Source organism: Rhizobium metallidurans (genome assembly GCF_014196505.1).
In the GTDB taxonomy this organism is placed as follows: Bacteria; Pseudomonadota; Alphaproteobacteria; order Rhizobiales; family Rhizobiaceae; genus Rhizobium; species Rhizobium metallidurans.
Window position 1 is genome coordinate 101158 of the sequence record NZ_JACIDW010000007.1, and the last position, 14833, is coordinate 115990.

The following is a 14833-nucleotide window of genomic DNA, read 5'->3' on the forward strand; positions in this document are numbered from 1 at the left end:
GCGGACTATTGATCATCAGGATTTTCAGGAAGCTGCCAGTCGATCGGCGGGCGGCCGTGTTTTTCGAGAAAGGCGTTGGCTTTCGAGAAGTGATGGCAGCCGAAAAAGCCGTTATGCGCCGAAAGCGGCGACGGGTGCGGCGATTTGAGAACGAGGTGCCTGGATGTATCGACGAACGCCGCCTTGCGCTGCGCATAGGCACCCCACAATATGAAGACCACCGCATCGCATTCGTCGTTGACCTTGCGAATCACGGCATCGGTGAAGGTTTCCCAGCCCTTGCCCTGGTGCGACGCGGCCTGCGCCTCCTCGACCGTCAGCACGCTGTTCAAAAGCAGAACGCCCTGCCTCGCCCAATGCTCAAGAAAGCCGTGGCGCGCCGGCGTAATCCCGAGATCGGCCTGCAACTCCTTGTAGATATTGACCAGCGACGGCGGAATTCTGACGCCCGGCGGCACGCTGAAGCAAAGCCCATGCGCCTGCCCCGCGCCGTGATAGGGGTCCTGGCCGAGGATCACGACCTTCACATCTTTAAGCGGTGTCAGGTCAAGAGCCCTGAAATATTCCGATCCTCTTGGAAAAATCCGTTTCCCCATCTGCTTTCGCTCGATAAGGAAGCTTTTCAGCCTTTGCATGTAGGGCTGCTCGAACTCCGCGGACAAGGCGCTCTTCCAGCCGTCTTCGAGTGCGATCGTCTGTTCATTCATGCAATTGCCTCCACCGGCTCGCCAAAAACGAGCTACAAACTTGCGTCGAAAAGGGATTTGGCGGACATTTTACCGGTCGCCGGCCATCAAAGTTTACGAACTTTGGGTAGTCTGCTTTCAAAACACGGTCGAATTCAAGCGTTGCCGAGGGCTTATTCAGAATGAAATTTGGAACAAGCGGGCTTCGAGGCCTTTCCGAGGATCTGAAGGGCAGGGCGTCGGCGCTCCATGCGACGGCGTTTGGCCGCTATCTCCTCGAAAGCGGCAGGGCGAAGGCGGGAGACCCGATCCTTATTGGCCGTGACTTTCGCCAATCCAGCCCCGAGATATCAGCCGACTGCATCAAGGCGCTCGGCAAGCTCGGCTTTGCGATGATCGATTGCGGCACGGTGCCGACACCGGCGCTGGCGCTCTACGGCCTGCATCTCGGCGCCGCCTCGCTGATGATCACCGGCTCCCACATTCCGGCTGACCGCAACGGCATCAAGTTCTATCGCCCGGATGGCGAGATCGACAAGGCCGATGAAGCCGCGATCACCGCGGCCGCGGCCGATCTCGACCGCACCGGCTTCGAATGGCCGCTGAACGACATTCAGCCTGAGGATCGGTCGGCCGAGTGCCTCGCCCTCTTCACGAAGCGCAATGCCGGCCTCCTGCCCGCCGATGCGCTTGCCGGCCTGAAAATTGGCGTCTACCAGCACAGCACCGTCGCACGCGATCTCATGGTCGACCTGCTCGAGCACTACGGCGCCGAGGTCAAGGCTTTCGCGCGCTCCGAAGGCTTCATTCCCGTCGATACCGAAGCCGTCTCGGAAGACACCATCGCACTGCTGAAGCAGGCGGCGCGCGATCATGGCCTCGACGCCATCGTTTCGGCCGACGGCGATGGCGACCGCCCGCTGGTGACGGATGAAACCGGCACCCCGCTGCGCGGCGACCTCCTTGGCCTGATCGCCGCAAACTTCCTCGGCGCCAATGCCGTGGTGACACCCGTCACCTCCAATTCCGGCATCGAACAGGCTGGATCGTTCAGCGTCGTCCGCACCCGCGTCGGGTCGCCCTTCGTGATCTCCGGGATGCAGGAGGCGCTTGTTTCAGGCAAGACCGGCGTCGTCGGCTTCGAGGCCAACGGCGGCACGCTGGTGGCGAGCGATTTCGATCTCGATGGCACGACGCTGCTGGCGCTGCCGACCCGCGATTGCTTCCTGCCTGTCCTGGCGACACTGGCACAGGCGGCCGCGAACAAGCGCCCTCTGTCGGTAATCGCATCCGGCTACGCGCTCCCCTTCGCCGCCGCCGACCGGCTTGAGAACTTTCCGGTCGAGACCAGCGCGAAACTGATGGCGCACCTGCGTGCGACCCCGGCCAATCTTGCCGCTTTTCTGCAGCCGATCGGTGAAGTCGACGGCACCAGCGACATCGACGGCCTGCGCGTGACGCTGGCAGACAGGCGCATCATCCACTTCCGCCCATCGGGCAACGCGCCGGAGATGCGCTGCTACGTGGAAGCGAAGACGGAAAGCGCGGCCACCGACCTTCTCGCAGCCGGCCTCAAGCGCATCCGCGCCTGGGCGAGCGCAAACTGATCAACGATTAAAGACCATTCGAGGACACATCCAGATGACGCAGAAGATCGTTCCGGTAATCATGGCAGGCGGCAAGGGCACGCGCCTGTGGCCGCTGTCGCGCGCCGCCGCCCCCAAGCAGTTCATCCGCTTCATCGGCGACACCACGCTGTTTCAGGAAACCCTGCTGCGCGTCTCCGACAAGGCGCTCTATGAACCGGCGATCGTCATCACCAACGAGGAGTTCCGCTTCCTCGTGGCCGAGCAGGCGCGCGAACTCAACATCGCGTTGTCGAGCATCCTTCTGGAGCCGATGGCCCGCAACACCGCCGCCGCGGTCGCCGCCGCCGGCGCGCTGGTTCGCGACCGCTTCGGCGATGGCACGATCATGCATGTGCTCGCTTCAGACCACGAGATCGATGCCGACCAGGTCTATTTCGACGCGGTGCGCACCGCGATCGCCGCCGCATCCGCGGGCAAGCTCGTCACCTTCGGCATCAAGCCGACGGAGCCTGCAACCGGCTATGGCTATATCGAAGGCGGCGAGGCGCTGCCGAGTGGCGCGCTTGCGGTCAAGCGCTTCATCGAGAAGCCGCCGCTCGCGAAGGCCGAGGAGATGCTGGCATCGGGCGGGTTCTACTGGAATTCCGGCATGTTCATGTTCCCGGTCGCCAAGCTGCTCAGCGAAATGACCACCTTTGCCCCCGCCGTCCTCAAGGCCGCCGGCGAAGCCGTCGCCCAAGGCGTCAAGGATCTCGACTTCATCCGCCTCGACAAGGCAGCCTTCGGTGAAAGCCCGGATATCTCGATCGACTACGCGGTCATGGAGAAGACGAAGAACGCAGCCGTCGTTCCCTCTCCATTCCAGTGGTCCGATCTCGGCAGCTGGGACTCGATCTGGAAAAGCGGCAGCCGCGACGAGCAGGGCAATGTCGCCGCCGAAAACACCACCGTGGTCAACACCCGCAACTCGCTGGTCATGACCCACGGCGTTCATCTCGCGGTCAACGGGATGGACGACATCGCCGTCATCGCCAGCGAGGACGCCGTCTATGTCGGCCACCTCAAGGACAGCCAGGACGTCGGCGCCATCGTCAAGATGCTGGCCTCCAAGCCGGCGACATCGAAGCTCACCGAGACGCACCCGACCTCCTACCGGCCCTGGGGCGGCTACACCTCGATCTTCAACGGCGACCGCTTCCAGGTGAAGCGCATCTTCGTCACGCCAGGCAAGAAGCTGTCGCTGCAGAAGCACCACCACCGCTCCGAGCACTGGGTCGTCGTCAGGGGCACGGCCGAGGTCACGATCGGCGACACGGTGCAGATGCTGCGCGAAAACGAATCGGTCTACATACCCCTTGGCGAAGTGCATCGCCTGGCCAATCCGGGCAAGATCATGCTCGAACTGATCGAAGTCCAGACCGGCTCCTATCTCGGCGAGGACGACATCATCCGTATCGTCGACGAGTTCGGCCGCAACTGATCTCCCGGTTGTCTTGAACTTATAAAATTACCTCTGTAACACCGTCATGGCCTTGTCATCAGGCAAGGCTGTGATCGGTGTTTGAGGAAGAATTTTATGCGTATTGTGATGATCGGCTCGGGCTATGTCGGCCTCGTCTCGGGAGCCTGCCTCGCGGATTTCGGCCATCATATCACCTGTGTCGACAAGTCGGCCGCCAAGATCGACGCGCTGGAAGCCGGCGAAGTGCCGATCTTCGAACCCGGCCTCGACACCATCATCGCGCAGAATCGTAGCGCCGGGCGCCTGGATTTCTCCAAGGATCTCGCAGCCCCCGTGGCCGCCGCCGACGTCGTCTTCATCGCGGTCGGCACGCCCTCGCGTCGCGGTGACGGTCACGCCGACCTGAGTTACGTCTACGCCGCCGCGCGTGAAATTGCCGCATCCGTCGAAGGCTTCACCGTCGTCGTTACCAAGTCGACGGTCCCCGTCGGCACCGGCGACGAGCTCGAGCGCATCTTCCGCGAGGAGTTTCCCGACAAGGACATCGAGGTCGTGTCCAACCCGGAATTCCTGCGCGAGGGTGCCGCCATCACCGACTTCAAGCGCCCCGACCGCATCGTGCTCGGCACCGAGGAGCCGCGCGCCATCGAAGTCATGCGCGAAGTCTACCGCCCGCTCTATCTCAACGAAGCGCCGCTCTATTTCTGCGAGCGCCGCACCTCCGAGCTGATCAAATACGCGGCCAACGCGTTTCTCGCCATGAAGATCACCTTCATCAACGAGATCGCCGATCTCTGCGAGCAGATCGGCGCCGACGTGCAGAAGGTCGCCAAGGGCATCGGCATGGACAAGCGCATCGGCGACAAGTTCCTGCATGCCGGCCCCGGCTACGGCGGCTCCTGCTTCCCCAAGGACACGCTGGCGCTGGTCAAGACCGCGCAGGACCATGACAGCCCGATGCGGCTGATCGAGACCACCGTCGCCATCAACGACAACCGCAAGCGCGCCATGGGCCGCAAGGTCATCGCCGCCTGCGACGGCAATGTCCGGGGCAAGAAGATCGCGGTTCTCGGCCTCACCTTCAAGCCGAACACCGACGACATGCGCGACGCGCCCTCGATCACCATCATCCAGGCGCTGCTCGACGGCGGCGCGACGGTTCACGTCTACGATCCCGAGGGAATGGATGCGGCCAGGGACATGCTCGGCCCGGTCGTCTACGGCAGCGATCCCTACGAGATCGCCGAAGGCGCCGACGCGCTGGTGCTGGTCACCGAATGGGAGGAATTCCGCGCGCTCGATTTCAAGCGGCTGAAGACGCTGGTCAAGACGCCGGTGCTGGTCGATCTGCGCAACATCTATCCGATCGCCGAAGTCACAAGGCATGGGTTCAGCTACTTCGCCGTCGGCAAGAAGAGCAAGACATAACCAAAAGCAGGGCATGAGCATGCGGTATTTCATCACCGGAACGGCCGGTTTCATCGGCTTCCATCTCGCGCGCCGGCTCCTGCAGGACGGCCACGAGGTCACCGGCTTCGATGGCATGACGCATTATTACAACATCAAGCTCAAGCATATGCGCAACGCCGCCCTCGCCCAGTTTCCGGCTTTCACGCCGGTCACGGCGATGCTGGAGGATCGTGCCGCGCTCGAGCAGGCGGTCACGGCCGCCAGGCCCGACGTGATGATCCACCTCGCCGCCCAGGCCGGCGTACGCTACAGCAACGAGAACCCCGAGGCCTACCTCAACTCGAACCTGATCGGCTCCTGGAACATCCTGGAGATCGCCAGGAAGAGCGGCGTCGCCCACCTGATGCTGGCCTCGACCTCCTCGATCTACGGCGCCAATCCAACCGTTCCCTTCCATGAGACCGACCGCGCCGACGAGCCGCTGACCTTCTATGCCGCGACCAAGAAGTCGATGGAGCTGATGGCGCACAGCTACGCTCATCTCCACAAGATCCCGACCACCGCCTTCCGCTTCTTCACCGTCTATGGCCCCTGGGGCCGGCCTGATATGGCGCTCTTCAAGTTCGTCAAGAACATGCTCGAGGGCCAGCCGATCGAGATTTACGGCGAAGGCAAGATGAGCCGCGACTTCACCTATATCGATGACCTCGTGGAAGCCGTGGTGCGTCTCTCGGCCGTCGTTCCCGGCGAAAGCAATCGCATCGCCTCCGAGAAGGTCGAGACGCTGTCGCATCAGGCACCGTTCCGCATCGTCAACATCGGCGGCGGCCAGCCGATAAGCCTGCTCGACTTCGTCGAAACGGTGGAGAAAGCCCTCGGCCAACCGGCCAGGCGCGTCATGCTGCCGATGCAGCAGGGCGACGTACCGCGCACCTACGCCAGCCCCGATCTGCTGCGGGCGCTCACGGGCTACACGCCGGAAACGTCGCTCGAACAGGGTGTGGCTGCCTTCGTCGAGTGGTATCTCGAAGCACGCCGCGAACTCGATACCGCCGCCTGATCCTCAGCTCGTGACCAGGGCGGAAAACTTGGCGTCGATCTCGTCCGCCGGCGCAGGCCTGCTCAGCGCAAACCCCTGCAGGGCATCGCAACCGAGCCTGGCCAGCGTCGCGGCGTGCCGCTCGCTCTCCACACCCTCCGCGATCACCTTGACATCAAGCGCCTTGGCGATCTCGATGATCGACTTCACCACCCGCCGCTGTTCGTCGGACGTATCGATCGCGTCCACCAGCTGGCGGTCGATCTTCAACCGCGTCGGGCGCAGCCTGACGAGGCCGATCAGCGAGGCATGGCCCGAGCCGAAATCGTCGATCTCGATCTCGATGCCCATCAGCTTGATCCGGTCGACGCTCTGCATCATCTCGTCGTCGCAGTCGTCGAGAAAGATCGTCTCGATCAGTTCGAAGACGATGGCGTTCTCAGGGATATCGAGCCCCTCCAGATCGCTGATCAAAAGCGGATCATAAAGCCGCTGGCCCGAGATGTTCACCGAGATCCTCGGCACATCGAAGCCATGCTGCTCCCATTCGCGGCGGTCCTTCAGGACGTGCCGCAGGATCGATGCGTCGATCTCGGCCGTCAGCCCGTGCTCGTCCGCGACCTTCAGGAAATCAACGGGCGCCAGAATGCCCCGCTCCCGGTGCCGCCAGCGCGCCAGCGCTTCCAGCCCGACGATCTGTCGGGTACGGGCGTCGAATTGCAGTTGATAATAAGGAACGATTTCGCCTGCCGTCAGCGCCAGCTTGAGCTCGTCGGCGATCCGCCGCTTGCCCATCAGCTCGTCCTTCAGCCGCTGCGTGAAGAACTCGATGCGGTCGCGCCCGGCGTCCTTGGCGGCGTAGAGCGCCATGTCGGATTCGGCCAGAAGATTGGAATCACCGCGGTCGGCCGACCATGAAATGCCGATCGAGACGCCCGATTGCAGCATCTCGTGACCGAAGCGGATCTTCTTGCGCAGGCGCTTCTGCACGCGCCGCGCGATGTCACGCAATTCGTCCATGCTCTCGAAGTTGACCAGCACGACGACGAACTCGTCACCGCCGATGCGCGCCGCCATGCCCGTCGGAGGCAGCACCGCGGCGATCCGCAACGCGGCCGCGCGCAGCACGGCGTCCCCGGCTGCGTGGCCGTAGCTGTCGTTGATCTGTTTGAACTCGTCGAGGTCGAGATGCAGCACCGCCAGCGTCGAGACGGTTTCGTCCTCGGCGAGTTCGGCGATCCGCTTGTCGAAGAAGCGCCGGTTCGGCAGGCCGGTCAGATAGTCGTGCGCGGCCGCATGCTCGATCCGCGCGGTGCTTTCCTCGAGCGCCAGCGCCCGCGCCTCGGCGACCTCGCGCTGCCGCGCCGCCTCGGCGTTGAGAAGCACGTCGGCCGTCACATCCCATTCCGCGCCGATGAAGGATGGCGAACCGTCTTCGCTCACATAGAAATGCGCGCGCGACCGGATATACCGGATCTCGCCATTCGGCCAGATGATGCGGAATTCCGAATTGTACTGGCCACGCCTGGCGATGGCGTCGCTGAATTCACGGTTGGCACGCGCGCGGTCATCAGGGTGGATCGCATTGGACCAGATCGACGTCGGGACGCGTCCGCTCCGCTGCCCGGTCTGGTAGAGGCGGTGCATCTGAACGTCCCAGGAAATCTCGTTTTCCCGCAGATCATGCTCCCAGACACCGATCCGCGATGCATCGAGTGCAAGTTCCAAACGTCGTAGAAGATCTTGAAACTCCCGCTCTGACCGTCTGGAGTTCTGAGATGCCAAAGCCATTCACGCCTCACGTCACGTCAATGCGAAATCCGTCTCCGCTGCCGTCAGCAGCGGCATTCATCCAGCAGTGATTGCCAAGTAGGACATTAATTAGAACACCCTAAAAATCTATCAATGATTGCATGCCGGCGAGCGAGCTCCATCTATTCGTCAGGTACCGTACCGAATATCAGGAATCTCCGCCTCCGCGGCCCGACTTGCGCTCCAGCTGCAGCAGCAATCCGCTGTGATCCGTATCGCCATGGCCATCCTCGACGAACGCCGCGAATTCCGCGCGCACGGCCTCGGTCAGCGGCAGGGTCAGCGCCAGGCTCTTGGCCTCGGCGACGATATTGTTGAGATCCTTCAGCTGCAGCTTCGATGGGCCGGCGCCCCCGAAATCGCGCTCCACCATACGTTGACCGTGGATCTCGAGTATCCGGCTCTCGGCGAAGCCGCCCCGGATCGCGCGTCGAAACGCCTCCGCCGACCCGCCGCCGGCCTCGACCAGCATCATCGCCTCGGCGACGGCGCCGATGGTGATCGCCACGATCTGCTGGTTGCCGAGCTTGGCGAGCTGCCCCGTGCCGCTCGGCCCCACATGCGTCACCCGGCCGAGCGCCGAGAACACGTCGCTGAGCGCATCGACGACGTCGGCGCTACCGCCCGCCATGATCGCCAGCGTACCCGCCGAAGCACCGACGACGCCCCCGGAAACCGGCGCATCGAGGTGGCGGACGCCGCGTTTGCTGAGCCTTGCCGCGTGATCGCGCGCGGCCTCGGGCGTGATCGAGCTGCAATCGATGACGACGGCGCCAGGCGCAAGCGCCTGCGCCACACCTTGCGAAAACAGGACGTCGCCGACCGCGTTGCCATCCGTCAGCATGGTGAAGACGACCGATGCGCCCTCGACGGCCGATGCCGGCGTCTCCGCGACATCGGCGCCATCGGCCCTCAGCGCCTCGGCCTTGGCGATGTCACGGTTCCAGGCGGTGACGGCAAATCCGGCATCGAGCAGACGCCGCACCATCGGCGCACCCATCAGCCCGGTGCCCAGAAACGCGATCGCCCGTTGCTGACTGCTCATCGGATACCGCCTTCCAGTTCATCTTCTATGTGCACGCGAATGATCTCCTCGAAGCTCGTCTCGGCCACGAAGCCGAGGCGCCTTGCCCGCTCCGGCGCGAAAGCCCGTGCCCAGCCGCCGACGATCCTCATCACCAACTCGTCCGGCTCGCGCCGGATCAGCGCCACCGCCTTGTCGCCCGCGATTGCCCGCAAGGCCTCGATCTGCTCACCGACCGAGGCGCTGACGCCGGGCATCGTCAGGCTTCGCTGCGCGCCGAGCGGCTCGAGATCGATGCTGGCGGCGTGCAGGAGAAAGCCGACGGCAGAACGCGGCGACGCGTGCCAGTGGCGAACCGTATCCGGCACCGGAAGAATAGCCGGCTGTCCCGCCAGCGGCTCGCGGATGATGCCGGAAAAGAAGCCGGAAGCCGCCTTGTTCGGCTTGCCCGGCCGCACGCAGATCGTCGGCAGCCGGATGCCGATGCCGTCGACGAAGCCGCGGCGCGTATAGTCGGCGAGCAGAAGCTCGCTCATCGCCTTCTGCGTGCCGTAGCTCGTGAGCGGCGTCAGGTTGAAATCGTCGGGGATGACATCGGGCATCGGCGCGCCGAAGACGGCGATCGACGAGGTGAAGACCATGCAGGGGCGATAGCCATCCTGCAGATGCGCCAGACGGATCGCCTCCAACAGCGCCCGCGTTCCCTCGAGATTGATGCCGTAGCCCTTCTCGAAATCGAGCTCGGCTTCAGCCGAAACGATGGCCGCGAGGTGGAAGATGATATCCGGCCGCGACCCGACGATCAGCGCCGCCTGCCCCGGCTTCGAGATATCGGCCGCACTCGTATCCACCCGCCCCGTGAAACCGGCAGGTGCTGCCGGCGCCACGACATCGACGAGCGTCAGCCTGCCGATCGGCTGCCCGGACAGCTGCCCGTCGGCCACCAGCCGCTCCGTAAGCTTGCGCCCGATCATGCCGGCCGCGCCAATGATTGCGATATGCATCCAATGCCTCCATCCATGCCAGCGCGACTCCCCTCGTCCGGCGAATGGTAGACTAGTCGACACGTCGCTGCATGGAAGCCCATAAACGCGGAAAAGGCGGGGACATGCCCCGCCTTTCGCATTCGCGTTTCGTCAGGCCTATTCGGCCGCCATGCGGATGACCTCGGCCCCGCCGTGGCCGTTCTGGTCGTCGTCCTTGTGCTGCACCAGCGGACGGTTGCCCGCCAGCTTGCGGATCAGCACGTAGAACACCGGCGTCATGAAGATGCCGAAGAAGGTGACGCCGATCATGCCGGAGAATACCGCGACACCCATGGCGGCACGCATCTCCGCGCCGGCGCCGGTCGATATGACGAGCGGCACGACACCCATGATGAACGCCATCGACGTCATCAGGATCGGGCGCAGGCGCAAGCGGCTGGCCTCGACCGCAGCCTGAACCGGCGTACGACCTTCGAATTCCAGCTCGCGGGCGAATTCCACGATCAGGATCGCGTTCTTCGCCGAGAGACCGACAAGGACGATGAGGCCGATCTGGGTGAAGATGTTGTTGTCTCCACCGGTGAGCCAGACGCCCGTCAAGGCCGCCAGCACGCCCATCGGCACGATCATGATGATCGCGAGTGGCAGCGTCAGGCTCTCGTACTGGGCGGCCAGCACGAGATAGACCAGCAGCAGCGCCAGCGGGAAGACGAGAATGCCCGAGCTGCCGGCCAGGATCTGCTGATAGGTCAGATCCGTCCACTCGAAGCCGATGCCCTTCGGCAGCGTTTCGTCGGCGATCCGCTCGATGGCCGCCTGTGCCTGGCCGGACGAGAAGCCCGGCGCCGGACCGCCGTTGATATCGGCGGCGAGGAAGCCGTTGTAGCGGGTCGTGCGTTCCGGTCCCGTCGTGGCATCGACCTTGAGCAGCGCCGACAGCGGGATCATCTGACCCGAGGCCGAGCGCACCTTCAACTGGCCGATATCGTCGGCGCGGGCACGGAACTGCGCGTCGGCCTGCACACGGACGCTATAGGTGCGGCCGAATGCGTTGAAGTCGTTGACGTAGAGCGAACCCAGATAGATCTGCAGCGTTTCGAAGACGTCGGTCACCGACACGCCGAGCTGTTCGGCCTTGGCGCGATCGAGGTCCGCGTAGAGCTGCGGCACGTTGATCTGGTAGCTCGAGAACAGGCCGGCCAGCTCAGGCGTCTGATAGGCCTTGGCGAGGAAAGCCTTGGTCGCCTCATCCAGCGCGTTGTAGCCCAGGCCCGCCCGGTCTTCGAGCTGCAGCTTGAAACCACCCGTCGTGCCCAGACCCTGGACCGGCGGCGGCGGGAACATGGCGATGAACGCATCCTGGATCGCGCCGAATTTCTGGTTGAGCGTCATGGCGATCGCTCCGCCTGAGAGATCGGGCGTCTTGCGCTCCTCGAACGACTTCAGCTTCACGAAGACGACACCGGCGTTCGAACCGTTGGTGAAGCCGTTGATCGACAGGCCGGGAAACGCGATGGCGTGTTCGACGCCGGGCGTTGCAAGGGCGATATCGCTCATCCGCTTGATCACGTCTTCGGTGCGGTCGAGACTGGCGGCGTCGGGCAGCTGCGCGAAGCCGATCAGATACTGCTTGTCCTGCGCCGGCACGAAGCCGCCGGGAACGGCGTTGAACAGGCCGTAGGTCGCCCCGGCAAGCGCCAGATAGATCACCATGACGATGCTCTTGCGCGACACCAGTCCACCGACACCCTTGCCGTAGGCATTGGAACCGGCGCTGAAGGCGCGGTTGAAGCCACGGAAGAACCAGCCGAACAGGAAGTCCATGCCGCGTGTGAGCCAGTCCTTCGGCGCATGATGACCCTTCAGAAGAAGAGCGGCCAGAGCCGGAGACAGCGTCAGCGAGTTGATCGCCGAAATCACGGTCGAGATGGCGATCGTCAGCGCGAACTGGCGATAGAACTGGCCGGACAGGCCGCTGATGAAGGCGAGCGGCACGAACACCGCCACCAGCACCAGCGCGATCGCGATGATCGGGCCGGACACTTCCTTCATTGCCTTGTAGGTGGCGTCGCGCGGCGACAGACCATTCTCGATGTTGCGCTCGACGTTTTCGACAACGACGATCGCGTCGTCCACGACGATACCGATCGCCAGCACCAGCCCGAACAGGCTGAGCGCGTTGATCGAGAAGCCGAAGACGTACATCACCGCGAACGTGCCGATGATGGAGACCGGAACCGCGATCAGCGGAATGATCGAGGCACGCCATGTCTGCAGGAACAGGATGACGACGATGACAACGAGCGCCACGGCCTCGAGCAGCGTGTCCACGACCTTCTCGATCGAGGCGCGCACGAACTGCGTCGTATCGTAGACGATCTCGTACTTCACGCCCTCGGGCATCGCCAGCTGCAACTCGTCCATGGTCTTGACGACCTGGTCCGAGATGGTGATGGCGTTGGAGCCCGGCGCCTGGAACACGGGAATGGCCACCGCCGCCTTGCTGTTCAGCAGCGAGCGTAGCGAGTAGTCCGACGCGCCGAGTTCGACACGCGCGACATCGCGCAGACGCGTGATCTCGCCATTGGCGCCGCTCTTGACGATGATGTTGCCGAATTCCTCGGGCGTCTGCAGACGACCCTGGGCGTTGACGTTCAGCTGGATATCGACGCCGGTCAGGCTCGGCGACGCGCCGATCGTGCCGGCGGCGGCCTGCACGTTCTGGGCGCGGATGGCATTGGTGATGTCGCTGGCCGCCAGATTATGCTCGGCCGCCTTCTGCGGATCGATCCAGATGCGCATCGAATAGTCGCCCGACCCGAAGATCTGCACCTGGCCGACGCCCTCGATGCGGGCGAGCCGGTCCTTGACGTTGAGGACGCCATAGTTGCGCAGATAGGTGATGTCGTAGCGATTATCCGGCGATGTCAGGTTCACCACCATCATCAGGTCGGGCGAACTCTTCACCGTCGTGATGCCGAGCGCGCGCACCTCCGTCGGCAGGCGCGGTTCTGCCTGGCTGACGCGGTTCTGCACCAGCTGCTGCGCCTGGTCGGGATTGGTCCCGAGCTTGAAGGTGACCGTCAGCGTCATCACGCCGTCGGATGTCGCCTGGCTGGACATGTAGAGCATGCCCTCGACGCCGTTGATCTGCTCTTCGAGCGGCGTGGCGACGGTTTCGGCGATGACCTTCGGGTTGGCGCCGGGATAGGTGGCGCGCACGACGATCGACGGCGGAACGACCTCAGGATATTCGGAAATCGGCAGCGATCGCATGCCGATCAGGCCGGCGACCACGATGAGGACCGATAGCACACCGGCAAACACCGGACGGTCGACAAAGAATCTGGAGATATTCATTTCAAAGCCCTCTCCGGGATGAAATTTGGGATGCAACGACCCTCTCCGGCGGTTGGGATACCGCCGGTGGGGGTAGAACTGGATGCTTAAAAGGCCCTCTCTGGCCTGCCGGCCATCTCCCCCACAAGGGGGGGAGAAGACGTGTGGCACTGTCCTGCCAAATCCTGGCTTGGGCGGTGCGGCAGACTTAGCCCCTCCCCCTTGTGGGGAGGGGTTGGGGAGGGGTCTTAGCTCTTACTTGGACGCGACCTTCTCTTCCATCTGCGGTGCCACCACCGCGCCCGGACGAATGCGCTGCAGGCCGTTGACGACGATCTTGTCGCCGACGGCAAGGCCGTTTTCGATCACGCGATCGCCACCCTCGGCGATGCCGAGCTGGACCGGCCGGTAGCTGACCTTGTTCTCGGCATCGACCACGAAGACGAACTTCTTGTCCTGATCGGTGCCGATCGCGCGTTCGCTGACGAGGATCTTGGTCTCGGCCTTCGGCTGGCCCATGCGAACCCGCACGAACTGGCCGGGGATCAGCTTGCCACCCGGATTGTCGAACACGGCGCGAACGCCGATCGTGCCGCTGGAGGCATCCACCTGGTTGTCGACCAGCTGCAGCTTGCCCTTGATCGGGGTGCCCTCGTCGGCGAGCGTGCCGACTTCGACGGGGATCTGTTCAAGCGCCGGGACCGCGCCATCGGCGGCCGGAAGCTCGGCGAGCGCCCTGGCGACCATGCCTTCGCTGGCGCTGAAGCTGGCGTAGATCGGATCGACGGAAACCAGCGAGGTCAGCTCCGACGAGGTCGATCCGGCCGCGACCAGATTGCCGACGGTGACTTCGAGCTTGCCGACGCGGCCGGCGACCGGTGCCTTGACCTCGGTATAGCCGAGTTCGAGCTGTGCCGAGCGAAGGGCGGCCTGCGCGGTGCGAAGACCGGCCTGCGCTTCGGTGAATGCGTTCTGCCGCTGGTCCATGTCGCTCTGCGAGATGGTCCTGTTGTCCGAGAGCCTGCGGCCGCGTTCGAGCTCGATCTGCGAGAGGTTGACCTTGGCTTCGGCCGAAGCCACCTGGCCCTCGGCCTGCGATACGGCGGCCTGGTAGGGTGCCGGATCGATGGTGAAGAGCAGGTCGCCGGCCTTCACCAGCGCGCCTTCGCGGAAATGCACCGACTGCACGGCGCCGGCGACACGCGAGCGGATCTGCACGCGATCGACGGCTTCGAGCCGGCCGGAAAACTGCTCCCATTCGGTGACGTCGCGGCTGGCGACGACGGCGATGGTGACAGGCACGGCCGGCGGAGCCGCCTGTGCCTCGGTGGTTGCAGCCGTGGCGGTTGCGCTCATCGGCAGTTCGAAAAACAGTGCTGCGGCTGAAACGGACGCAACAAGGCTCAGACCGGCGCCCACAAGGGCCCAGCGCTTCTTACTGGACGTCATTGGTATTCTCCTTACGGCCCCCACGGCCGAATATAAA

At 63.9% G+C, this 14833-nt stretch carries 10 protein-coding genes; 4 read left to right on the forward strand and 6 right to left on the reverse strand.

The genetic code is table 11. The features are described 5' to 3' along the window. Positions 1 to 5: 5 nt before the first annotated feature. Positions 6 to 707, reverse strand: a complete 702-nt coding sequence (gene ung / locus GGQ67_RS13180) for a uracil-DNA glycosylase (RefSeq protein ID WP_183900610.1) — start codon at positions 705 to 707, stop codon at positions 6 to 8. Between the two features lie 161 nt (positions 708 to 868). Between ung and GGQ67_RS13185 the strand changes: the two genes are divergently transcribed. From GGQ67_RS13185 to GGQ67_RS13200, 4 genes are all read left to right on the forward strand, one after another. After that, complete coding sequence (locus tag GGQ67_RS13185; RefSeq protein WP_183900611.1) at positions 869 to 2293, forward strand: phosphomannomutase; 1425 nt, start codon at positions 869 to 871, stop codon at positions 2291 to 2293. Positions 2294 to 2327: 34 nt separating this feature from the next. Next, positions 2328 to 3755: a mannose-1-phosphate guanylyltransferase/mannose-6-phosphate isomerase gene (locus GGQ67_RS13190; RefSeq protein ID WP_183900612.1), complete on the forward strand. Its 1428-nt coding sequence runs from the start codon at positions 2328 to 2330 to the stop codon at positions 3753 to 3755. 96 nt (positions 3756 to 3851) lie between these two features. Then, positions 3852 to 5165: a UDP-glucose dehydrogenase family protein gene (locus GGQ67_RS13195; protein ID WP_183900613.1), complete on the forward strand. Its 1314-nt coding sequence runs from the start codon at positions 3852 to 3854 to the stop codon at positions 5163 to 5165. Positions 5166 to 5184: 19 nt separating this feature from the next. Beyond that, positions 5185 to 6207, forward strand: a complete 1023-nt coding sequence (locus GGQ67_RS13200) for an NAD-dependent epimerase/dehydratase family protein (RefSeq protein WP_183900671.1) — start codon at positions 5185 to 5187, stop codon at positions 6205 to 6207. Positions 6208 to 6210: 3 nt separating this feature from the next. On the opposite strand, the gene GGQ67_RS13205 is transcribed toward GGQ67_RS13200, so the two are convergent. The 5 genes from GGQ67_RS13205 to GGQ67_RS13225 all read right to left on the reverse strand — a co-directional run bounded on the left by GGQ67_RS13205 (position 6211) and on the right by GGQ67_RS13225 (position 14796). Continuing rightward, positions 6211 to 7977, reverse strand: a complete 1767-nt coding sequence (locus GGQ67_RS13205; protein WP_246400181.1) for a putative bifunctional diguanylate cyclase/phosphodiesterase — start codon at positions 7975 to 7977, stop codon at positions 6211 to 6213. A gap of 169 nt (positions 7978 to 8146) precedes the next feature. After that, complete coding sequence (locus tag GGQ67_RS13210; protein ID WP_183900614.1) at positions 8147 to 9043, reverse strand: NAD(P)-dependent oxidoreductase; 897 nt, start codon at positions 9041 to 9043, stop codon at positions 8147 to 8149. Then, positions 9040 to 10026, reverse strand: coding sequence for a D-erythronate dehydrogenase (gene denD, locus GGQ67_RS13215; protein ID WP_183900615.1), 987 nt, complete (start codon positions 10024 to 10026; stop codon positions 9040 to 9042). The genes GGQ67_RS13210 and denD overlap by 4 nt, the downstream gene beginning before the upstream one ends. A 138-nt stretch (positions 10027 to 10164) precedes the next feature. Next, positions 10165 to 13368 (reverse strand): efflux RND transporter permease subunit, encoded by a 3204-nt coding sequence (locus tag GGQ67_RS13220; RefSeq protein ID WP_183900616.1) that lies wholly within the window; start codon positions 13366 to 13368, stop codon positions 10165 to 10167. 234 nt (positions 13369 to 13602) lie between these two features. Further along, positions 13603 to 14796, reverse strand: coding sequence for an efflux RND transporter periplasmic adaptor subunit (locus GGQ67_RS13225; RefSeq protein ID WP_183900617.1), 1194 nt, complete (start codon positions 14794 to 14796; stop codon positions 13603 to 13605). Positions 14797 to 14833: the final 37 nt, after the last annotated feature.

What these genes read in the sequence shown, in the direction of transcription:
- GGQ67_RS13220 (WP_183900616.1), bottom strand. Translation starts at nt 13,368, where the DNA reads ATGAATATCTCCAGATTCTTTGTCGACCGTCCGGTGTTTGCCGGTGTG.
- GGQ67_RS13210 (WP_183900614.1), bottom strand. Translation starts at nt 9,043, where the DNA reads ATGAGCAGTCAGCAACGGGCGATCGCGTTTCTGGGCACCGGGCTGATG.
- ung (WP_183900610.1), bottom strand. Translation starts at nt 707, where the DNA reads ATGAATGAACAGACGATCGCACTCGAAGACGGCTGGAAGAGCGCCTTG.
- GGQ67_RS13200 (WP_183900671.1), top strand. Translation starts at nt 5,185, where the DNA reads ATGCGGTATTTCATCACCGGAACGGCCGGTTTCATCGGCTTCCATCTC.
- GGQ67_RS13225 (WP_183900617.1), bottom strand. Translation starts at nt 14,796, where the DNA reads ATGACGTCCAGTAAGAAGCGCTGGGCCCTTGTGGGCGCCGGTCTGAGC.
- GGQ67_RS13205 (WP_246400181.1), bottom strand. Translation starts at nt 7,977, where the DNA reads ATGGCTTTGGCATCTCAGAACTCCAGACGGTCAGAGCGGGAGTTTCAA.
- GGQ67_RS13195 (WP_183900613.1), top strand. Translation starts at nt 3,852, where the DNA reads ATGCGTATTGTGATGATCGGCTCGGGCTATGTCGGCCTCGTCTCGGGA.
- GGQ67_RS13190 (WP_183900612.1), top strand. Translation starts at nt 2,328, where the DNA reads ATGACGCAGAAGATCGTTCCGGTAATCATGGCAGGCGGCAAGGGCACG.
- GGQ67_RS13185 (WP_183900611.1), top strand. Translation starts at nt 869, where the DNA reads ATGAAATTTGGAACAAGCGGGCTTCGAGGCCTTTCCGAGGATCTGAAG.
- denD (WP_183900615.1), bottom strand. Translation starts at nt 10,026, where the DNA reads ATGCATATCGCAATCATTGGCGCGGCCGGCATGATCGGGCGCAAGCTT.